This is a genomic window from Knoellia pratensis (assembly GCF_042666395.1).
Taxonomy (GTDB): domain Bacteria; phylum Actinomycetota; class Actinomycetes; order Actinomycetales; family Dermatophilaceae; genus Knoellia; species Knoellia pratensis.
Map to the genome: position 1 here is coordinate 1,224,306 of NZ_JBHTDJ010000001.1, position 21,069 is coordinate 1,245,374.

A 21,069-nucleotide genomic window follows, 5' to 3' on the forward strand; every position below is an offset into this window, starting at 1 on the left:
AGATTCGCGGACATGAGCTCACCCGCGACCTCACCCACCGGCGAGCAGTGGCAGCTGTCGGCCGGACCCGACGAGTTGACGGTCGTCGAGGTCGGCGGCGGGATCCGCACGTGGGCCCGCGACGGCGTCGACATCCTCGCCGGCTTCGATGCGGACGGTGCGTGCACGAGCGCGCGCGGCCAGCAGCTCATTCCGTGGCCCAACCGCATCCGCGACGGCCGCTACTCCCATGCCGGCGTCGAGCACCAGTTGCCGCTCACCGAGGTGGACCTCGGCAACGCGAGTCACGGCCTCGTCCGATGGGCGCCCTGGCACCTCGCCGAGCGCACGGACTCCTCGATCACGGTGGGTCACCGCCTCTTCCCGCAGCCGGGATGGGACTGGCACCTCGAGTCCGCGACGACGTATGCCGTGGCACAGGACGGTCTGACGGTCACGACCCGTGTGACGAACGTCGGAGCGGGGACCGCACCCTTCGGCTATGGCGCCCACCCCTACATCGCCATCGGTGACGGCCCCGTGGGCGAGGTCGAGCTGCACGTGTCGGGCGCTGCCTACATCGAGGTCGACGACCGACTCCTCCCGACCCGGACGAGCCCGGTGGAGGGCACGGACGCGGACTTCCGGGAGCGCAGGGCGATCGGAATGCATCACGTCGACACGGCATACACGGATCTCGAGGTCATGGACGGACGTTGGACCGTCACGATCGCGACGCCGGGCCGCCCGGTCGTCGATGTGTGGGCAGAGGCCCAGTCCCTGCCATGGGGGCAGGTCTTCTCGGGCAAGGCAGAGGCCGACCAGGCCGGGGTCCATGGCATCGCTGTCGAGCCGATGAGCTGCCCGGTGGACGCCTTCAACTCGGGGGACTCACTGATCGAGCTCGCGCCCGGCGAGACGTGGACAGGCATCTGGGGCATCAGCCCGAGGTGACGCCGTTCTCGAGCGGCGTGAGCTGGCGCTCGAGGGCAAAGATCGCGAAGCCCATGACGACGAGCCCGGCCAGCATCGCGGTGATGAAGACGCCGGAGAGGTCGTGCTCGAGCAGCAGGCCCGAGACGATCGGCCCGAGGATGGCGCCGCCCTGGAAGGCTCCCGCGTTGACCGCGTTGGCCCGGCCGCGCATGTGGTCGTCGGCCATGTCGTTGGTGATGGCCGGGATCGCGATCTGCATGAAGATCTCGCCGAAGCCGAAGACCGCCATGAAACCCACGACAGCGACCATGGCACCGAGCGAGGCGGGGCTGATGCCAGCTGCCGACAGGACGATCCAGGAAGCGATCCAGACGGCGACCATGACAAGCAGGACGCGGGTGCGGCGCCGGCCGGTGACGAACTTGAGGACCGTGAACTGCATCGCGACGATGACGACGGTGTTGACCGCGAACGCCATCCCGATGGTGCCGGTCGAGACCTCGCCGACCTGGCGTGAGAACGCCGGGAAGCCGGACTCGATCTGCCCGTAGCCGATGAAGGTGCACAGGAACGTGACGAAGGTCAGCCACAGCACGGGCGGTCGCCGCAGCAGGCTGAGGTAGCCCACGGTCGGAGTGCCCTCGGGTCGCTCGGCCCGGCCGTGGACGTGGCGCAGGGGTCCGAGGAGCAGCCCGATCGGGACGAGCATGCTCAGCGCGTCCGCGAGGAAGATCAGCGTGAAGGTCATCGGCTCGTTGACGTCGACGAAGATCCCGCCGACGACCCCGCCGAGGCCGATGCCGAGGTTGACGAGCGCGAAGTTGACCCCGAAGTACTGCTGGCGCAGGGGGCCGGACACCACCGAGGCGATGAGCGCGTTGAACGCCGGCCACGAGACACCGAAGTTGAACCCGAGCAGCACGAAGCCCACGACGAACGTCGGCACATTGGTCGCAAAGGCGAGGACCACGCACCCGACGAGCTGGGCGGTCGTGCCCGCAATGAGCATGCGCCGAGCGCCGATCCGGTCGGTGAGCGAACCGCCCGGGCCGGTGACGATCAGCGCGACGACGGCGACGAGGGCGAGCAGGGTGCCGGCCGTGCCGAGGCTGATGCCGCGGACCTCGTGGATGTAGATCACGGTGAACGGCAGCGTCAGACCACGTCCGAGGGTCTGGATCGCGACGGTCGAGAGCAGCCAGCGGCCCGGGGTCGGCAGATCCGTCCAGAACTGTCGAAGGCTCACTTTGGGGCGGTCGGTCGCGGTGCTCACCGGAGAACTGTCGCAGGGTCCACCGACACCGCCCAACCGACTTATTGCGCAATCCGTCGTCCCCCGCGTCCCTCCTCCCGTCGGATTGCGCGAGAAGTCGAACCAGCGGCCGGGGAGCGGACAACGAAAGGTGTGCGCGCGGCATACCCGGTCCGAGATAGCCTGTGCTGGTTAGCCCGGAGGTGCGATGCCCGCACTCCGGACCACCCGCAGCAAACACAGAGGTGCTCCGTGCCGACTGGCAAGGTGAAGTTCTACGACTCCGAGAAGGGCTTCGGATTCGTGTCCACCGACGATCCCGCCGAGGGCGGCGACGTCTTCGTGCCCTCGAGCGCGCTCCCCGAGGGCGTGACCGCGCTCAAGAACGGTGCTCGCATCGAGTTCGGCATCGTCGAGGGTCGACGCGGCGCTCAGGCGCTGTCCGTCCGCCTCCTCGAGCCGGCCGCGAGCGTCACGACCAACCGCAAGGTGCGTGACCGCAAGCCCGCCGAGGACATGGTCGTCATCGTCGAGGACGTCATCACCCTCCTCGACTCCGTCCAGGCGTCCTTGCGTCGCGGCCACTACCCCGACAAGGGCCACGGCTCGAAGGTCGCCCAGGTGCTTCGCGCCGTCGCTGACGACCTCGAGATCTGATGCCGGCGCTCAAGCCTGACGCCACCCTGCGCGCTGCTGTCGACCTCGCCCGCGAGGCCGCTGAGTCCATCGCCGAGTCCGGCACCGTGGGTGACCACCTCGGCATGGACATGGTCGAGGACCGCCTCGCGACGCACTACTTCACGTGCACCGCCGGTGCGTACCCCGGCTGGCGCTGGGCGATCACCGTCGCGCGCGTGCCGCGCTCCAAGACCGTCACCGTGTGCGAGACGAACCTCGTTCCGGGTGACGGTGCGCTGTTGTCACCGGAATGGCTTCCGTATGCCGACCGGCTGGCTCCCGGAGATGTCGGACCTGGCGATGTCACCCCCAAGATCGACGAGGACCCGCTGCTCGTGGCCGGGTTCGAGGCCACGGGCGACGAGGACGTCGACCAGATGGCGCAGTGGGAGCTCGGCCTCGGCCGGCCGCGCGTGCTGTCCGCAGAGGGTCGCGAGGTTGCGGCCCAGCGCTGGTACGACGGCGACAGTGGCCCCAACTCGGCAGTGGCCCAGAAGGCTCCGGCGCCCTGTTCTTCGTGTGGCTTCTTCGTGCCGATGGCAGGTGCCCTGCGGGATTTTTTCGGCGTGTGCGCCAGCGCCTGGTCGCCTTCCGACGGTCGCGTCGTAAGTCTTGACCACGGGTGTGGCGCACACTCCGAAGTGGACATGCAGGGTCCCGAGCCCGAGGTGATCGCGCCGATCGTGCTCGATGACAACGCGCTCGAGCGGGTTTGACTCGTCATGACTGAGGGTGTGGACGGCGTGAGCGAGTCCGAGGGGCCGACCAAGAGCCAGACCGAGGCTGAGGTGCTCGAGGCGCTGCAGGTGCCCACCCAGCGGATCATCGCGATCGGGTTGGGTCTGTGGCTCGTCGCGCTGCTCGTGACGCTCGTCGTGCCCGCCCTGCACACCGGGTCGCGGGACTGGTGGCCGTGGGCCTGCGTGGCCGGGTTCGTCCTGGGGGCGATCGGGCTCCTGTACGTCCGTCGCGGCCGCGGCAACGCCCACGACGCCGGCTGACCAGATCGACTTCGTGCCCGAAACGGACACGCTTTGTCGGCCGTAGGCCTCCGCAGCGTGTCCGTTTCGGGCACGAAGTCGGTGGTGTGACTAGACGCCGAGGAGGTCCTTGATGGGGTCGATGGCGAAGTAGAGGACGAAGAGTCCGGCGACGAGCCACATGAGCGGGTGGATGGCCGAGGCCTTGCCGCGCACCACCTTGATGAGGACGTAGGCGACGAAGCCGGCGCCGATACCCGCGGTGATCGAGTAGGTGAACGGCATGAGCACGATCGTGAGGAACGCCGGGATGGCGATCTCCACGTCGTCCCAGTCGATCTCCTTGACCTGCTGCATCATCAGGAACCCGACGAGCACGAGAGCCGGAACGGCCGCCTCGGACGGGATGACCCGGACGAGCGGTGCAAAGACCATCGATGCGAGGAACAGCAGGCCGGTGACGACTGACGCGAGGCCGGTGCGTGCACCTTCGCCGACACCTGAGGCGGACTCGATGTAGCTCGTGTTCGACGAGACACCCGCGGCGCCACCAGCAGCGGCGGCGAGGGAGTCGACGATGAGGATGCGGTCGGTGTTGGGCGGCAGGCCGTCCTCGTCGAGCAGGTCGGCCTCGTGACCGATGGCGGTCATCGTGCCCATGGTGTCGAAGAAGTCGGCGAGCATGAGCGTGAAGATGAGCAGGGCGGCCGACACGATGCCGACGGACTGGAACGAGCCGAGCAGGGAGAACTGGCCAACGGTCGCAAGGTCGGGGGAGTCGACGATCTTGTCCGGCAGCGCCGGGACGATGAGGCCCCAACCGGTCGGGTTGACCTTGTCGCCGGCAACCATCGGGCCGATCTTGGCAATGGCCTCGATGACGATCGCGAGGACGGTCGTCGTGATGATGGCGATGAGGATGGCGCCGCGGACCTTCCGGACCCACAGCACGATGATCGTGACGAGGCCGACGACGAAGACGAGCGTCGGCCAGCCGCCGAGGAAGCCGTCGACGCCGAGCTGCACGGGGACGGGACCGGCGCCGGTGCGACGCACGAAGCCGGCGTCGACGAAGCCGATGAGGGCGATGAACAGGCCGATCCCGACGGAGATGGCGACCTTGAGCTGCTTTGGCACGGCGTGGAAGACCGCTGTGCGGAAGCCGGTGAGCACGAGCACGAGGATGATGACGCCCTCGAGGACGACGAGGCCCATCGCGTCGGCCCACGTCATCTGGGACGCGATGGCGAAGGCGACGAACGCGTTGAGCCCGAGCCCCGTCGCCAGTGCGAGCGGGAAGTTCGCCACGACACCCATGAGGATCGTGAGGAGTCCGGCGACGAGCGCCGTGCCGGCTGCAATGGCCGGCAGGTTGGACCCATCACCGGAGCCGCCACCCAGGAAGTCCCCGTTGACGTCCGGCGCGAAGCCCAGGATGAGCGGGTTGAGCACGACGATGTAGGCCATCGTGAAGAACGTGACGATCCCGCCACGCACCTCCCGGCTGACCGTCGAGCCACGCTCGGAGATCTTGAAGTAGCGGTCGATCGTGGAGGACCCGGTCTGGCGCGGGTCGGCTGTGGTGTCAGTCGGCATGCGCGAACCCTAGCGACAGGCGGGGGCGGGCAGCATACGAACGACGCGCAGCGCATGACAGCGTTCGCTGACTGAGATCGGGAAATACTTAGCAGAGGTAATGAGTTAGGCTAAGTATCATGAGTGAACAACCATCTTTGTATGCCGCCCTGCGGCCTGCCGCGGTGTCCTCACTCGCTGGTGAACTTCGGTTGGCCTGCATGCGGATCTCGCGCCGAGTGCGCTACGAGAGCACCGATGTCATTGCGCCACACCAGTTTTCGGCGATGTGTCGCCTTGAGGACGCCCCGGGCACGCCCGGAGAGCTGGCCGAGATCGAGCGGGTGAGCGCACCCAGCATGACCCGGACGGTCAACCGTCTCGTCGAGCTGGGCTATGTCGAGCGCGCTCCCGACCCCAAGGACAAGCGTCAGATCATCCTGACCCTCACGCCGCAGGCCAGGCAGGTTCTCAAGGACATCCGCCGCAAGCGCGACGCCTGGATGTCGGTCCGCGTGTCGCACCTCGACCCCGAGGAGCAGGCGATCCTGCAGCGCGCCACCGCGATCCTCACCCGGGTGGCCGCCGAATGAGCCCAACCTTCACCTCGTTCACCGAACGCAACTACCGGATCTTCTACGTCGGCTCCTTCGTCTCCAACATCGGCACCTGGATGGGTCGGGTCGCCCAGGACTGGCTCGTCCTCACCGAGCTGACCGACCACTCGAGCCAGGCCCTCGGCATCGTCACCGGCCTTCAGTTCCTGCCCTTCCTGTTGCTCGCTCCCTGGGCGGGCGCGATCGCCGATCGCTATCCCAAGCGTCAGATCCTCCTCATCACCCAGGCGCTGCTGCTCGTCACCAGCCTCGTGCTCGCCGCGCTCGTGATGGCGGATGTCGCCACGCTCTATCAGGTCTATGCGATCGCCCTCATCCAGGGCGTCATCACCGCGGTCGACAACCCGGCTCGGCAGTCGTTCGTCTCCGAGATGGTCCCGCGCGACAAGCTCGCCAACGCGGTCGCACTCAACAGCGCGTCCTTCAACGGTGGCCGGCTCATCGGCCCCGGCGTCGCCGGCCTGATGATCGCGGCATACGGCACCGGTTGGACTCTCCTCGTCAACGTGCTGACGTTCGGCTTCGTCCTCGTCGCGTTGTCGTTGCTGAGGGTCAGCGAGCTCATCCCCTCGCCCCTCACCCGCGGCAAGGGCGCGATCCGCGACGGCATCCACTACGTCCGCAACCGTCCGGACCTCAAGGTCGTCATGCTCCTGGTCTTCGTGCTGGGCACCTTCGGGATGAACTTCCAGGTGACCACGGCGCTCATGGCGACTGCGGAGTTCCACAAGGGCCCCACCGAGTACGGCATCCTCGGCTCGATCATGGCGGTCGGCTCGCTCACGGCAGCCCTGCTCAGCGCCCGGCGCGGCGAACCTCGGCTGCGCGTCCTGCTCCTTGCCCTCGCCGGGTTCACGCTGTCGACGACGGCCGCGGCCCTCGCCCCGACCTACGCGCTCTTCGCGCTCGCCCTCATACCCACCGGACTCTCGGCCCTCACCGCCCTGACCACGGCCAACGCCATGGTGCAACTACGCACCGACCCGCTCGTGCGCGGTCGGGTCATGGCGCTCTACATGGCGATCTTCATGGGTGGGACGCCCATCGGGGCGCCCATCATCGGCTGGATCGGGGAGGTCTGGGGTCCGCGCTGGACCATCGCCATTGGGCCGATCGCCATCGGCACCACGTTGGTCGTCGTCCTGTGGTGGCTGGCCCGGCAGGAGAATGTCCGGGTGAGCTACGAGTCGCAGCGTTCCCCGCGCATCACCATCGAGACGACCCCGATCCGGGACATCGTCACCGAGCCTGCGCCCGAGGCCGCGCGATGACCCCGAGCTTCCGCCGGCGGATGACACTCGGCGTCCTCGCCATCGTCCTCATTGTCGCCATCGCGTATGCCGTCCTCACCTGACCGCTGACCAGCGCACCGCTTGCGATGGTGAGCATTGTGCGATGCACGCTCAGTTGCTCCTTCGTCGCAAACGCGCGCATCCCACAATGCTCACCATCGTTTCGCCCGTGGGCGTCATCGTCCGGTGAGTGCGGTCCTCCTGGGGTACTACGGAAGCAGCTGGACGCTGCTGTAGGGCAGGACGACCGGGAGCTTCACGCCGAGCACGACGACCTCGACGGTCACGGTGTTCTTGACCGTGTCGACCTTGAGGATCTTGGCGGACAGGCCGAGGTACTGGCCTGCCGTGATCTTCACCGTGTCACCGGGGGAGAACGGGTCGGGGTCGACCGTCACCGTCGTCGACGGCAGGGGCGTCGCCGTGACCTTGGGCAAGGGCACGGGGATTGCCGGGACGGGCTTCGGAGCCGTGGGTGGCTTGGGTGGTGCGGTCGTTGCGCCCGGCTTGGGTGCCTGCTGCGCGGGCGAATTGGGCTTGGTGCTCGGTGCCGGCTTTGGCGCCGTTGACGCACCCGGAGCCGGAGTTGCGGTCCCGCTCGGCGTGGCGCTCGCGCCAGGTCCGGGGGCGGCGCCGGCCGGGGGAAGGTAGGGCGCCTGGTCGCCGTAGCCCGGGGGCAGGGCGGTCGCGGGAACAACGCTGTGGCCGGCGCGGTAGGACGCCGCGATGCTCGTCACCTTGGCGACGTAGTCCATCGAGTGGTTGTAGCGCAGGACCGCGCGGGTGAGGTCGCTCGGCTGGGTGAGGTCGCCCGAGCCGGAGCAGAGGTAGATCCCGGCGGCGGTCGCGGCATCGGCCACGTTCTGGGGGTCGCGCCTGCCGTCACCGTTGCCGTCGGCGCCGACGGACTTCCAGGTGCCGGGGATGAACTGCATCGGACCCACGGCGCGGTCGAAGATGACGTCGCGGTCGTAGCGTCCACCGTCGGTGTCGGTGATGCGAGCAACGCCAGAACCGGTGAGCGGGATGCCGAAGATGCCGGGCACGGCGGTGCCACTGGCGTCGAGCAGGTTGCGGCCCCAGCGTCCGTGGTCGCTCTCGACCTTGCCGATGCCGGCGAGGAGGGCCCAGTCGATCTTGCAGCCGGGGTCGGCGGAGGCGAGGAGGCGCTGCGCGGTCTGGTATGCCGCGAGGGCCTGTGCCGGGATGCCGCTCGCGATGCTCGACAGACCCCAGGTCTGCGGCTCGGCGGGAGTGGTCAGCTCGGGCGGGATCGACGCGTTGGGGTTGGGCAGGTCCAGGGCGGGCAGAGCGGGCAGGGCCGGGAGGGAGGAGACTCCGCCGGCCTGTTCGACGGCGACGGGCGGAACGACGATGCGAGGGCGGGTCTGGGTGTTGTTGTCAGTCGCGGCTACTGCAGCGACACCGGTCGAGGTCACCGCCAGGGCCGCGAGGACTCCGATGACGCGTCGTCCGGTGGTGGTGCGCAGAGCAGCAAGTGCTGCCCGCTGGTGACCAACGCCCATGTCGGCTCTCCTTCCGCTTGCGCCGTCGTTGGCGCAGCGCCAAGGTTACCCGGAGGAACCCTCGAGCGGGAGACTATCCGTGAGACACCCCACACAGGCCAACTGACTGCCCCATCGCGCGGGCGGGGCAATCAGTTGGGTAGTGGGGGCGCGCGGTGGGGCAATCAGTGGAACTCGGGGTCGCTGCATGCGATGGCGCCCGGCTCCATGTGGGAGTCGGGCGCCATCAGAGACAACTGTGCGTAGTGGTCAGAGAGCCGCGACCACGTGCTCGATGCACGCGATGAGCTTGCTGACGTCCTCGGGGTCGACGGCCGGGAAGGTCGCGACACGGAGCTGGTTGCGGCCGAGCTTGCGGTAGGGCTCGACGTCGACGACGCCATGCGCACGCAACGTGGCAGCGATGACGGAGGCGTCGACCGCGTCGTCGAAGTCGATCGTCGTGACGACCTGGCTGCGAGCGGCGGGGTCAGCGACATACGGCGAGGCGTAGTCGACCGACTCAACCCAGGCATGGAGCCGGCCCGACGAGTCAGCCGTGCGCGCCGTGGCCCAGTCGAGGCCACCCTGACCGTTGATCCACTGCACCTGGTTGTCGAGCAGCGCGAGGGTGCCGACGGCCGGGGTGTTGTAGGTCTGGTCCTTGCGGCTGTTGTCGATGGCCGTCGGGAGGCTGAAGAAGTCGGGGACCCAGCGGCCGGACGCCGTGATCTCGTCGACGCGAGCGAGCGCGGCGGGGGAGAACAGCGCGAGCCAGAGCCCACCGTCGGCGGCGAAGCACTTCTGCGGACCGAAGTAGTAGACGTCGGTCTGCGACACATCGACGGGCAGACCGCCGGCGCCGGACGTGGCGTCGATGAGGACGAGGGCGTCGTCGGCTGCACCCTCGACGCGGCGAACGTCGGTCATGACACCGGTGCTCGTCTCGTTGTGAGCCCATGCGTAGACGTCGACGCCGTCCTCGGCAACGGCAACAGGGCGGGTGCCCGGGTCGCTCTTGATGATCGAGGACTCACCGAGGAACGGCGCGTTGTTGGTCACCGCACCGAACTTGCTCGAGAACTCACCGAAGGCGAGGTGCTGCGCGCGCTCGCGGACGAGGCCGAAAGCGGCGATGTCCCAGAACGCGGTCGCGCCACCGTTGCCGAGGATGACCTCGTAGCCCTCGGGGATCGAGAACAGGTCGGCGAGGCCGCTGCGCACCGACTTCACGAGGTTCTTGACAGGGGCCTGGCGGTGGGACGTGCCCAGGACGGTGGAGCCCAGCGAGGCGAGGAACTCGACCTGCTCGGGGCGGACCTTGGAGGGTCCGGAGCCGAAGCGGCCGTCTGCGGGAAGGAGGTCGGATGGGATGGTGATGGCGGCGTCAGTCACCGGTCCATCCTCCCGCACGCCGGTGAGTGCTCTGGTGTGAGTTCACCCACCGGACGAGGTGACCGGCTCGGCACAGCGAGCAGCACGGCATACCCAGAGAGATTCGGTATGCCGTGCCGTCACGTGGGCTGAGCGGGTTCAGGTCTGGCGGTAGCCCTTGACCGACTCGATGCCTCGGGTCGGCTCGCCGATGTAGCGCGAGCTCGGGCGGATGAGGCGACCGGTCTGCTTCTGCTCGAGGATGTGCGCCGACCAGCCGGCCGTGCGAGCGGCGACGAACAGCGGCGTCATCATGTCGCCGGGGACCTGGGCGAAGTCGAGGAGCACGGCCGCCCAGTAGTCGACGTTGGTCTCCATGACCCGCTCGGGGTGGCGCTCGGCCAGGGCTGCGATGGCGGCCTTCTCGAGTTCGGCGGCGACCTCGTAGCGGGGGGCGCCGAGGCGCTTGCACGTGTCGCGCAGGACAGCGGCGCGAGGGTCGTAGGCGCGGTAGACGCGGTGACCGAAGCCCATGAGGCGCTCGCCGCGATCGAGAACACCAGCGACGTATGCCGTTGCGTCACCCGTGCGCTCGACGCCCTCGATCATGTGCTGGGCGCGCGACGGTGCCCCACCGTGGAGCGGGCCCGAGAGCGCACCGATGGCACCCGAGAGGCACGCAGCGACGTCGGCGCCGGTCGAGGCGATGACGCGGGCGGTGAACGTCGAGGCGTTCATGCCGTGCTCGGCCGCAGAGATGAAGTAGGCGTCAATGGCCTCGACGTGCTTGGGGTCGGGCTCGCCGCGCCAACGGATCATGAAGCGCTCGACGATGGTGCGACCCTCGTCGACCCGCTTCTGCGGCACCATCGGCGACGTCTGCCCGTGGGCGGACTGGCCGATGAACGACAGCGCCATGACCGAGGCGCGAGCAAGGTTGTCGCGAGCCTCTTCTGCGTCGATGTCGAGGAGCGGCTTGAAGCCCCAGACCGGAGCGAGCTGGGCCAGCGAGGACTGGACGTCGACGCGGATGTCACCGGTGTGGACAGGAAGCGGGAAGGGCTCGGCGGGCGGGAGGCCCGGATCGAACTCGTTGTCGACGAGCAGCCCCCAGACCTGTCCGAAGCTGACACGTCCGACGAGGTCCTTGATGTCGACGCCGCGATATCGCAGCGCGCCGCCTTCCTTGTCGGGTTCGGCGATGGTCGACTCGAACGCGATGACGCCTTCGAGGCCGGGCCGGAAGTCAGGATCCGGGGTCGCGCTCGGGGCAGCGGTGGGCTGTGCGGGCTGGGACTGCGAAGTCACAAGTTCCCTCGTCTCGGTTCTTCCGGTGTCGGGCAGCAACATTGTGCATCCCGGCAGACGGTGCGGTGGGCCGTGCGGTCGGATCGATGGGCGATCCACAGTTGCTCCCAACCTACGTGTCAGGGTTGGCTGCGTGCCATCCGCCGACGATTTCTCGCTCCGGCGCATCGCGTTGCCGGCGTTCGGGCCCACCGCGGTCTGGTCGGTCGGGGTCGGTGCATCGGTCCCGGTCGTGGCGCTGAGTGCCCGCAACCTCGGCGCGAGCATCGCCCTCGCGGCGGCGTTCGTCCTCATCGAGGGCGTCGCGGCCTTTGTCTCGTCCCTGCCCGCGGGCTCGCTCGTGGCGCGCGTCGGGGAGCGCCGTGCCCTCGCCGGAGCCGCAGTCGTCGACGCCGTGGGTGCCGCGCTCGCGGTGTTCGCCCCGAACCTGTGGACCTTGGGCGTCGCCATCGGCCTCATGGGGATGACGGGTTCGGTGTTCCTGTTGGCCCGCCAGTCGTGGCTCACCGCTCGCGCCCCGGTGCGCATCCGGGCCCGTGCCATGTCGACGATGGGTGGGGTGCAGCGCGTCGGCCTGTTCGTTGGTCCCTTCGTCGCGGCCCCGATCATCCACGTGTGGGGAACCCAGGCGGCGTATGCCGTCGCTGTCGTCGCCGGTCTGTCGGCTGCGGTCTGGGCGTGGTTCGGTCTGCGGGACGCCGATGACGTGGGGGATCAGGCGACCTCGGGTGCGGACGGCCGTGGTGGGGCGGGCGATCGGGTCAGGCTGATTGAGGTGGTCCGGGATCACCGGCGTGTGCTGATGACGATCGGCGTGGGTGTTCTGCTCATCGGGGCCGCGCGCCAGGGGCGGTTCGTCATCGTGCCGCTGTGGGCCGAGTCGGTCGGGATCACGGACAGCCAGACGGCGCTGATCTTCGGCATCGCCGGGGGAGCGGAGGTCCTCCTCTTCTATCCGGCGGGCTCGGTGATGGATCGGTTCGGTCGCGTGTGGGTCGCCGTGCCCTTCCTCGTCGTGCTCGGGGTCGGGATGGTGCTGCTCCCGCTCTCTCACGGCTTCGCGGCGGTCGCCGCTGTCTCGACCCTCATGGGGATCGGCAACGGTCTGGGCTCCGGCATCGTCCAGACCCTCGGTGCCGACGCCGCTCCGGTCGTCGGTCGAGCGCAGTTCCTGTCGGCGTGGAGATTCCTCTCGCTCATCGGCCAGAACGGCGCGCCCCTCCTCGTCAGTGGCGTCACGGTCATTGCCAGCCTGGGCGTCGCCTGCGTTGTTCTCGGCCTGCTCGTGCTGGGAGGTGCGCCGTGGCTGGCACGGTGGCTCCCGGCATACGACCCGCGCCGCGCAGCGGTCCGGCCTGTCCGCCCGTGATGAGAGACTGACGTCGTGACCGATCTCATCGACACCACGGAGATGTATCTCCGCACCGTCTTCGAACTTGAAGAAGAAGGCATCACCCCGCTGCGTGCCCGGATCGCCGAGCGACTGGGCCATTCCGGACCCACCGTGTCGCAGACGGTGGCGCGCATGGAGCGCGACGGACTGCTCGCCGTTGCGGGTGACCGTCACATCGAGCTGTCCGTCGAGGGTCGCCGCCTCGCGACGCGGGTCATGCGCAAGCACCGCATCGCCGAGCGACTCCTCGTGGACGTCATCGGTCTCGAGTGGGAGTACGTCCACGAGGAGGCCTGTCGGTGGGAGCACGTCATGTCCGACCGCGTCGAGGTCAAGATCCTCGCGATGCTCGCCGATCACGCCGAGTCGCCCTACGGCAACCCCATCCCGGGGCTCGACGAGTTCGGTGAGGCGCTGGGTGAGGACTTCCGCCTCGGCCTGTCGACGCTGAGCGAGGTCGCTGTGACGGAGCCTGTCACCGTGACGGTGCGGCGCATCGGGGAGCCGGCTCAGGAGGATCACGAGGCCCTGGGGCTCATCACTGCGGCCGGGCTCCTTCCGGGTCAGCTTGCGGTGGTTCGCCGTGAGGGAGGACGCGTCATTGCCGCGCTCGCCGGCACGGACGAGTCGACCGGTGTCTCGCTGCCCGACGACATCGCCTCACATGTCTTCGTGGCTCGGGCCGTCGCACCCGTCTGAGCGCTGGACCGAGCACGGCGCGACCCCGTGGACACGCTTGCGCCGTTACCGGAATGTGACTTTGCGTGATCGCACCGTTACGGTGGGTTACTCCCTGATCCACCGAGAGGTTCTCGTTCGTGATTTCCCCTGACACCCGTTCCGGTCGCCGCCGCGCTCACAAGCGCAGCCGACTCCCTGACTTCCCCGCCCTCTCCTCACTCTCCCGGCCCACCATGGTCAAGAGTTTGGTTGGCCTCGGCCTCGCCACCAGCGTCGCCGCAGCCGTCGCGATCCCCGTTCAGGCCGAACCCAGTCAGGTCGAGCTCTCCGGTCAGACCTCTGCCCTGGTCGCCCGCGACCGCACCGACGCCGCAGTTGGCACGTCGCGCAGCACTGGCCGTGCGCCCTTGGCCAAGGCCGGTCTCGCTGTGACTGCCCCGGCTGCGGCCGAGAGCGTCAAGGTCTCCGCCGGGCCTGCAGGCGTCACCGCCGTGGCCAAGCCCGCGCCGAAGCCTGAGCCGGTGGCCGATGAGACCCCCGGGAAGCCCACCGCGAAGTCCTCGGACAAGCAGTCGTCCTCCTCGTCCTCGTCCTCGTCCTCGTCGTCCTCGACCAAGTCCGTGCCCTCGGGTGTGGGGTCGGGTGCTTACGTCGGCTGGTGCAGCGCCAAGGGGTTGGGCGGCAACGCGTCCACGGTCTGCTCAGCGGTTCGCTCCAACTTCGGCATCACCAACATCGGTGGCTATCGCGCCGGCGCCGGCGACCACGGCAGCGGCAAGGCCGTTGACGTCATGGTGGCCGGCTCCACGGGCGACGCCGTCGCCCAGTGGGCCATCAACCACATGGGGGAGCTCGACATCACCTACGTGATCTGGAAGCAGCGCATCTGGCTGGCCGGTGCCTCGAGCTGGCGGTCGATGGAAGACCGCGGCTCGGTCACGGCCAACCACTACGACCACGTGCACATCTCGGTCGAGTGACCCGAGTCGGCAGCGTTGACTGAGGGCGGGAAACCTGAGGTTTCTCGCCCTCAGTCATTCCTGTGGACCGTCGTGTCGCAGCCGGTGATGGACTTGCCGTGACCCAAACGTGACTTTGGTCCAAGGGTTGGGTACCGTTGCCCCGACTCGTCCTCCCCTGGGGTGAGTTGTCGAGACGGATTGCCGAGTCCTGTCACCGTCGTCGACTGCACGCAATCCGCTTGACAGGAGCGGGGGACCCAATTTTGGGGCAACCAACGGTTGCTCCTTGGGGTTAAGTCAGTTCCGACTGGCCGGGCAGAACCTCTTCGCCCGAACCCGACAGCTCACCCCGCAGGCATCGAGAGGTTCACACGTGGCTCACTCCACCAACGGGCGTCACCGCGCGCCCGGACGACACAACCCTGTCTCCGAACTGTCCGTCATTGCCACGCGCGCCGGTGTCACCGGTGCCAAGGCCTCCGCGGTGCTCGCTGCCTCGGGTGGTCTCGTGGCCGCCTTCGCCCTCCCGGCGTCCGCCACCCAGGACACCGCCACGAAGGTCTCGACGAGCGCGCCTGCAGCTCCCGTCGCCGCCCCCGCAGCCCCGGCCATCAGTGCCCCGGCCGCCTCGACTCCCGCCAAGGCCCAGGCCATCGGTGTCACCGGCGTCACGGTGATCGCCAAGCCGAAGCCCAAGCCCAAGCCCAAGCCGGTCGTCGTCGTCGAGCAGTCGAGCGACGAGGCCACGTCCACCGATCGCTCGAACACGAGCACGCGCACCAAGCAGGCGACGAGCCGGTCCACGACCCGCACGTCGACCAGCAACAATGTCGCGCAGTCCGCGAGCGGCATCGTCAACATCGCCCGCACCCTGCTGGGTATCGGCTACGTCTACGGCGGCGAGACCCCTGCCGGCTTCGACTGCTCCGGCTTCACCCAGTACGTCTACGGCAAGGCTGGTGTCTCCATCCCGCGCACCGCGTCTGCTCAGCAGCGCGCCGCAACTCCCGTGTCGAGCCCTCGCCCCGGCGACCTCGTCTTCTACGGCAGCCCGGCTTGGCACGTCGGCATCTTCACCGGTGGCGACATGATGATCGACTCGCCGAAGCCCGGCGCTTCCACGAGCGAGCGCAACATGTTTGGCACCCCCACCGGCTTCGGCCGCTTCTGAGATCGCCAGGTCACCTCTGAGAGGTGACCACCCGGCATACGCCTGATCGAACGCCCCCAGCCCTTCACGGGTCTGGGGGCGTTCGTCGTTGTGTGGTTCAGTGGAGCCATGACCGAGCTCGTCCTTGACCTGTGGGGCGACGTCACGGACCCGTGGTCCTACGTCGCGAAGCGCCGTGTCGAGGCGGCGGTCGCGGCGTCAGAGCACCCGGCCGACGTCGTCCTCATCCACCACGCGCTCCCGGGTGCGCCCGTGACCGCCGACGAGCTGGCGCGAGTCGCTGTCGCGTGCCGACCGGACGGCATCAACATCGTTGTGACCCAGCCTCCCGAAGCGGACACGACCGACGCGCACCGCCTCGTCGCGCTCGCGCTCGCGCTCGGCGGACCAGCACTCCAAGGAGCGATGCTCGAGCGCCTGTATGCCGCAGTGTTCACGGAGGGTCTGGACGTCGCCTCCCACAGGATCCTGCAACGCCTCGCGGCCGAAGCGGGCCTCGACGAGCATCGGGTGGGTGACGTGCTCGCGTCGACGGAGCGTTCGGAGGACGTGGCGGCCGACGGTGCTGTCGCTCGCAAAGTGGGCATCGCGGGGACGCCCCACCTCGTCGTCGACCAGCACGTCGGTCTGGGTGGACCCGCGAGCGTCGAGGACTACCTGCTCCTCATTGCCAGCGCTAGTCCGAGCCTGTGACCCAAGGAGCACGGGTCGGCGGTTCTGTGACGAGTCGGCGCTCCACGAGCAGGCGACCCGTGACGCAACCCCCGACCCGTCTGGAGGGCGCGGCGGACCACCGCACGGCATGATGTCGCTGTGAATGACACGAGGCAGTCGCTGGTGCTCTTCGTGGCGTGGTGTGTTGCCTACGTCGTCATCGGAGGATTGGTCTTCGTGATCGCGGGCGCGGTCGTCGACCAGACGGGCCACGACGGAATGCTCGGAGTAGTGATCCCAGTAGGTCTCGCCGTGCTGTTGGGTTGGCTCAGTGCCTCGTGGGTGCAGCGACGGTTGGCTGCACGTTTTGTACCCAACGCCTGAGCTCAGTTCGCGGCGAGCGGGCTCTCGGAGAACCCGTGGTCGGGAGCCTGCAGTGCTTCGGTCAGCAGTGACATGAGGGCCTCGAGCTGGACATCGGCCGAGGAGCCGACCTCCTCGTCGGAGCCGTCCAGCGCCCGTGCCGCGAGCCCAGCCTTGTCGTCGATGAGCTCAGCGAGCCGGGAGTCGATCGTCTGCGCCGCGATGATGCGCCACGCGGTGACCGGTTCGGTCTGACCGATGCGATGCACGCGGTCGATGGCCTGGGTCTGTTCGGCCGAGGTCCACGACAGCTCGGCCAGCACGACGTTGGAGGCGACCTGAAGGTTGAGCCCGACACCGGCGGCGGTGAGGGAGCACACCACGACGTGGATCTCGGGGTCGGTGAGGAAGGCCTCGATGTTGGCCTTGCGCACCTTCGGCGTCTGGTCGCCGCGGATCGAGGCATAACCGATGCCCCGCTTGGCGAAGGTCTGCTCGGCGACGTCCATGACGTCGATGTGCTTGGCGAACAGCACGACCTTGCCGACGCTTCGGGCCAGCTGGCCGGCGTAGTCGGCGGCGAGACCGGCCTTGGCCTGACCGATGCGGCGCATCACCGTGAAGACGTTGTCACCGGTCTTGCTGGCGCCGTTGTTCTTGCGTTCCCACTCGGCGACGCGGCGGACGAGGTCGTGGTCGATGCCCTCTCCGACCGGTGCGGTCTTGCGGGCGGCAAGAGCCGACTCGTAGCGAGCGACCAGGCGACGGGTCAGCTCCTGTTCGGCGGCCCGGATGGAGCGGCCGGCCTCGTCCTCGAGTTCGACCGGCAGGTCCGCGACGCGGCGGGCCGGGATGTCGGAAGCGACGTCGACCTTGCGGCGTCGCACGATCCCGAGGTCGATGACGCTGGTGCGGGCGGCGCCATAGAACCCGGGGTCGGCAGGCGTCAGGCGGGTGTCCTCGAGGGCGGCCATGAGGGCGTGCCGGGGCTTCTTGGCGTCGATCCATCCGAGGAACTGCCAGATGGCCCGGAAGTCCTCGATGTCGTTGATGAGCGGTGTACCGGTGAGGGCCATGAAGAGCGCGTTGCTCGTGCGCTCGCGGATCCGTTCCGACACCTCCAGCACGTGCTGCGAACGCTGCGACGACTTGTTCTTGATGAAGTGGGCTTCGTCGACGACCATGCCGCGGAAGCCGTGGTTGCCCAGCCAGCCCGCGTGACGGTCGAGGATCTCGTAGTTGACGATGACGATGTCGGCGAAGCCGTCGAGGGTCTCACCATCGCCGTGGACGACCGTGGCTGCCCGGCGTGGGGTCCACAGCTCGGCCTCGTGGGCCCAGTTCGCCTTGACGACGTTGGGGACGACGACGAGCAGGGGGAAGGCGTTCGCGGCGTCGGCCGCGAGCAGCGCCTGTGCGGTCTTGCCGAGGCCCGGCTCGTCTGCGAGGAGGAACGTGCGGTGTCCGGCGGCAGCGGCTGCGACGACCTGGGCCTGGTGGTGCATGAGCTCGAGCCCACGGATGCCGTGCGGGGAATGCGACGGCTCGGGCAACGGCATACACGTTGCATCTCCGCCGTACTCAAAGGCGCGGAACAAGGGGTTCAGCAGCTCCCAGTCACCCAGCCGGCCGGTGATGGGGCGACGGGCCGGCACCGATGAGAAGTCGGGCGCCAGGAACGGGTTCGCCAGCTGGCGGGCAATGACCGTCTGCGGGACGACGCGTCGAGAGGAACCGACGAGTTCGGTGGGTGCCACGGGCTCGGGCTCGGCCTCCGGCTCGGGTTCGCGTCCGCCGGCCCGAAGGAGGTCGTTCTTGAGGCTCACCGCGTGGGACGGCACGACGGCGCCATCGGCCAACAGGGCCAGCAAGGAGGTGTCACGGGCGGCCATCTTGGCCAGGATCGTGGCGATGCCATCGAGTCGCGTCAGCGCTGCGGCGCGCTCGGCCTCGATGATGGAGGTATCCGTCTTGACGCGGGCCCGTTCCTCACGCATGAGGAGAGCGACCACCTGGTATGCCGTGCGGTCGTTCGGCTTGACCTTGCCTCCGCGCGCAGCGGCTTCGACCTGGCGGATGGTCTTGGCCAGGATCGGGATGATGCCCTCGGTGTCACGGGCGCGGGACTGCTGCCGGTCGCGCTGCGTGGTGCGCTGCGCGCCTGCGCGGCGGGGAGCTCGCTGTGCCAAGCGGATCCTTCTTCTGAGTCGGGTCACGGTGTGACGACGAAGTGGACGCCGAGACCACCGTGCGTGAGGTGACGTGGCCACGCCGAGAGGACGGCATATGGGGCCAGCGTGCACGCGTGCCGAGGACCAAGCCCCGGCCCCGTGTCGCGGGTGTGTCCTCGCCAAACGGCGGGACACAGGTCAAGAGTACGTGCTCCGGGCGCTCAACGGGTGTGGCGTCCCATCGGTGCTCGAGCAGCCGGCTCTCAGACGGGGTGTTCGACGGTCATGCCGTGGCGCATCGCCGCGTGCAGGACGTCGGTGTCGATGACCGCGAGCTGGGTGAACCTGATGCAGTAGCCGTGACCCTGGCCTTGCCGATCTCTGCGCCGTAGGTGCGCGACAGGTCCGCGATGAGATCAAGGCACGGGTCGAAGTGCTCGTGACCAGCCTGAAAGAGAAGCTGAAGCAGTGCACCGTTCTGGGAAGGTTCCTCTGGACGTGGGGGGAGCCGATTCGTAGGTTCTACCTCGTCGACGCCGTTGGTCGCCTAGGTTCGTCGGCACGACCATGATTCGGAGGCGGTCAGGGTTATGGCTTCGCACGCTGACAACGAAGTGCCTGCTGGTGCTGGCGAGCCGCCCCCGGCGTCCGCGCTGGGGTCAGGGAACCGGGATGTCATCTCGTTGCGGGAAGCCACCAGGGCGTGGTTCGCCATCTCGTTGCAGACCTTCGGTGGACCTGCCGGACAGATCGCGGTCATGCAGCGCACCTTGGTCGAGGAGAAGCGCTGGATCGGTCAGCAGCGGTTCTTGTTCGCCCTCTCCTACTGCACCTTGCTGCCTGGTCCTGAGGCTCAGCAACTGGCGACCTACGTCGGGTGGCTGCTCAACGGCGTCAAGGGCGCACTCATCGCGGGCACTCTGTTCGTGCTCCCCGGCGTCGTCTCGCTCATGATCCTCTCCGGTATCTACGTCGGGTTCGGCGACACCGGCCTGGTCGAAGCTCTCTTCGCTGGACTGGCCCCCGCAGTCATCGCCATCGTCCTCCAAGCAGTCCTCCGGGTCGGCAAACGCGCCCTCACCCACCCCTTTCTCATCGGCCTCGCGGTCGCGTCGTTCGCGGCGCTGACCTTCTTCGGTGCCCCCTTTCCCGCCGTCATCGCCGTCGCCGGTCTCTTCGGATGGCTCTTCGGGCGCGGCCGCCCCGCCCTGACCGCCCCCAAGGAATCCAAGAGCGACGGCGGACCGCCGCCGCTCATCGCCGACGACGCCCTGCACACCGAACGTCCCTCGGGTCGCCGCGCCGCCCTCACCCTCGTCATCGGGCTCGTCCTGTGGGCCGCGCCCGTCGCCGCCGCCGCAGCCCTGTTCGGTCGGGACAGCGTCTTCGTCGAGCAAGGGTTGTTCTTCTCCGGAGCGGCCGTCGTCACTTTCGGTGGCGCGTACGCGGTTCTGTCCTACGTAGCACAGCAGGCCGTCACGGTGTACGGCTGGCTCGCACCCGCCGAAATGGTCCGCGGGCTCGCGCTCGCCGAAACCACACCCGGCCCCCTCATCATGGTCGTCCAGTTCGTCGCGTTCCTCGGTGCCTACCGCCATCCCGGCTCCCTCAACCCCTGGGTCGCCGCGGTCCTCGCGGGCCTGCTCAGCACCTGGGTGACGTTCGTGCCATGCTTCCTGTTCATCCTGCTCGGCGCACCGTACGTAGAACGGCTCCGCCACAACCGGTCCCTCTCAGCCGCCTTGACCGGCATCACCGCTGCCGTGGTCGGGGTCATCGGAAACCTCGCCGTCTACTTCGCCCTCCACACCCTCTTCAACGACACGAACCGGGTGATCACGGGACCCTTCGACTTCGAAACCCCAGTCTCCGGCTCACTCAACCTTGTCGCCGTCGCCATCACCGCCCTTGCGTGCGCCCTCATCTTCTGGCGCAACTGGCCCGTCCTCCGAACCCTTGGCGTCTGCGCCCTCGCCGGTGTCGCGGTGTACTTGATTGGCCTCGCGATCTGACCCTGCAGCATCCGCTCTTCGGCTACTTGTCTCATTGACGGCATGGCCGGTATCTGACGAGGCTCGGTCCAGGCGTTCGGGGTTGTCGCTCTCATTTCGGCTGCTCACCTCGGTGTAGCTCTCATTTGGCCTGCATCCCCGGACGTCGCCAGAGCGGGAGAGGCTC

19 protein-coding genes and 1 riboswitch are annotated in these 21,069 nt (G+C 68.4%); of the genes, 13 read left to right on the forward strand and 6 right to left on the reverse strand.

The window, feature by feature from the left end; all coding sequences use genetic code 11:
- Positions 1 to 12: 12 nt before the first annotated feature.
- Entirely contained in the window at positions 13 to 933 is a 921-nt protein-coding gene (locus ACFQRE_RS05910; protein ID WP_380119904.1) for an aldose 1-epimerase family protein, read from the forward strand.
- Here the strand turns inward: ACFQRE_RS05910 and ACFQRE_RS05915 are convergent.
- On the reverse strand, positions 920 to 2,188 hold the full coding sequence (locus ACFQRE_RS05915; protein ID WP_380119906.1) for an MFS transporter: 1,269 nt from the start codon (positions 2,186 to 2,188) through the stop codon (positions 920 to 922). The genes ACFQRE_RS05910 and ACFQRE_RS05915 overlap by 14 nt on opposite strands.
- 231 nt (positions 2,189 to 2,419) lie before the next feature.
- Here ACFQRE_RS05915 and ACFQRE_RS05920 point away from each other — a divergent pair, with 231 nt between their 5' ends.
- The 3 genes from ACFQRE_RS05920 to ACFQRE_RS05930 are packed head-to-tail and all read left to right on the forward strand — an operon-like array spanning position 2,420 to position 3,846.
- Complete coding sequence (locus ACFQRE_RS05920) at positions 2,420 to 2,824, forward strand: cold-shock protein (RefSeq protein WP_380119908.1); 405 nt, start codon at positions 2,420 to 2,422, stop codon at positions 2,822 to 2,824.
- Complete coding sequence (locus tag ACFQRE_RS05925; RefSeq protein ID WP_380119910.1) at positions 2,824 to 3,561, forward strand: DUF3027 domain-containing protein; 738 nt, start codon at positions 2,824 to 2,826, stop codon at positions 3,559 to 3,561. Before ACFQRE_RS05920 ends, ACFQRE_RS05925 begins: the two co-directional genes overlap by 1 nt.
- Before the next feature lie 6 nt (positions 3,562 to 3,567).
- On the forward strand, positions 3,568 to 3,846 hold the full coding sequence (locus ACFQRE_RS05930; RefSeq protein ID WP_380119912.1) for a DUF2530 domain-containing protein: 279 nt from the start codon (positions 3,568 to 3,570) through the stop codon (positions 3,844 to 3,846).
- Positions 3,847 to 3,936: 90 nt separating this feature from the next.
- Here the strand turns inward: ACFQRE_RS05930 and ACFQRE_RS05935 are convergent, their stop codons facing one another.
- Positions 3,937 to 5,421: an NCS2 family permease gene (locus tag ACFQRE_RS05935; RefSeq protein ID WP_380119914.1), complete on the reverse strand. Its 1,485-nt coding sequence runs from the start codon at positions 5,419 to 5,421 to the stop codon at positions 3,937 to 3,939.
- 119 nt (positions 5,422 to 5,540) lie between these two features.
- Here ACFQRE_RS05935 and ACFQRE_RS05940 point away from each other — a divergent pair, with 119 nt between their 5' ends.
- Positions 5,541 to 5,993 carry a MarR family winged helix-turn-helix transcriptional regulator gene (locus ACFQRE_RS05940; protein ID WP_380119917.1) on the forward strand — a complete coding sequence of 151 codons (453 nt, stop codon included), beginning with the start codon at positions 5,541 to 5,543 and terminating at the stop codon, positions 5,991 to 5,993.
- On the forward strand, positions 5,990 to 7,288 hold the full coding sequence (locus ACFQRE_RS05945; protein WP_380119919.1) for an MFS transporter: 1,299 nt from the start codon (positions 5,990 to 5,992) through the stop codon (positions 7,286 to 7,288). Before ACFQRE_RS05940 ends, ACFQRE_RS05945 begins: the two co-directional genes overlap by 4 nt.
- A gap of 230 nt (positions 7,289 to 7,518) precedes the next feature.
- On the opposite strand, the gene ACFQRE_RS05950 is transcribed toward ACFQRE_RS05945, so the two are convergent.
- From ACFQRE_RS05950 to ACFQRE_RS05960, 3 genes are all read right to left on the reverse strand, one after another.
- Complete coding sequence (locus tag ACFQRE_RS05950; protein ID WP_380119921.1) at positions 7,519 to 8,835, reverse strand: KOW motif-containing protein; 1,317 nt, start codon at positions 8,833 to 8,835, stop codon at positions 7,519 to 7,521.
- A 249-nt stretch (positions 8,836 to 9,084) separates the two neighbouring features.
- Positions 9,085 to 10,209: a phosphoserine transaminase gene (gene serC, locus ACFQRE_RS05955; RefSeq protein WP_380119923.1), complete on the reverse strand. Its 1,125-nt coding sequence runs from the start codon at positions 10,207 to 10,209 to the stop codon at positions 9,085 to 9,087.
- 138 nt (positions 10,210 to 10,347) lie between these two features.
- Positions 10,348 to 11,496, reverse strand: a complete 1,149-nt coding sequence (locus ACFQRE_RS05960; RefSeq protein WP_380119925.1) for a citrate synthase 2 — start codon at positions 11,494 to 11,496, stop codon at positions 10,348 to 10,350.
- A 133-nt stretch (positions 11,497 to 11,629) separates the two neighbouring features.
- Between ACFQRE_RS05960 and ACFQRE_RS05965 the strand changes: the two genes are divergently transcribed.
- From ACFQRE_RS05965 to ACFQRE_RS05990, 6 genes are all read left to right on the forward strand, one after another.
- Entirely contained in the window at positions 11,630 to 12,865 is a 1,236-nt protein-coding gene (locus ACFQRE_RS05965) for an MFS transporter (protein ID WP_380119927.1), read from the forward strand.
- A gap of 15 nt (positions 12,866 to 12,880) precedes the next feature.
- The gene (locus ACFQRE_RS05970; RefSeq protein ID WP_380119929.1) at positions 12,881 to 13,588 is read left to right on the forward strand and encodes a metal-dependent transcriptional regulator; all 708 of its coding nucleotides are present in this window, start codon (positions 12,881 to 12,883) and stop codon (positions 13,586 to 13,588) included.
- Between the two features lie 119 nt (positions 13,589 to 13,707).
- Positions 13,708 to 14,550 carry a hypothetical protein gene (locus ACFQRE_RS05975; protein ID WP_380119931.1) on the forward strand — a complete coding sequence of 281 codons (843 nt, stop codon included), beginning with the start codon at positions 13,708 to 13,710 and terminating at the stop codon, positions 14,548 to 14,550.
- Between the two features lie 197 nt (positions 14,551 to 14,747).
- Positions 14,748 to 14,902, forward strand: a riboswitch (cyclic di-AMP (ydaO/yuaA leader).
- 3 nt (positions 14,903 to 14,905) lie between these two features.
- Positions 14,906 to 15,703, forward strand: a complete 798-nt coding sequence (locus ACFQRE_RS05980; protein WP_380119933.1) for a C40 family peptidase — start codon at positions 14,906 to 14,908, stop codon at positions 15,701 to 15,703.
- A 108-nt stretch (positions 15,704 to 15,811) separates the two neighbouring features.
- Positions 15,812 to 16,396, forward strand: coding sequence for a DsbA family oxidoreductase (locus ACFQRE_RS05985; protein ID WP_380119935.1), 585 nt, complete (start codon positions 15,812 to 15,814; stop codon positions 16,394 to 16,396).
- 120 nt (positions 16,397 to 16,516) lie between these two features.
- Complete coding sequence (locus ACFQRE_RS05990; RefSeq protein ID WP_380119937.1) at positions 16,517 to 16,741, forward strand: hypothetical protein; 225 nt, start codon at positions 16,517 to 16,519, stop codon at positions 16,739 to 16,741.
- Between the two features lie 2 nt (positions 16,742 to 16,743).
- On the opposite strand, the gene ACFQRE_RS05995 is transcribed toward ACFQRE_RS05990, so the two are convergent.
- Entirely contained in the window at positions 16,744 to 18,909 is a 2,166-nt protein-coding gene (locus ACFQRE_RS05995; protein ID WP_380119939.1) for a DEAD/DEAH box helicase, read from the reverse strand.
- 572 nt (positions 18,910 to 19,481) lie between these two features.
- Between ACFQRE_RS05995 and chrA the strand changes: the two genes are divergently transcribed.
- Complete coding sequence (gene chrA, locus ACFQRE_RS06000) at positions 19,482 to 20,903, forward strand: chromate efflux transporter (RefSeq protein WP_380119941.1); 1,422 nt, start codon at positions 19,482 to 19,484, stop codon at positions 20,901 to 20,903.
- Positions 20,904 to 21,069: the final 166 nt, after the last annotated feature.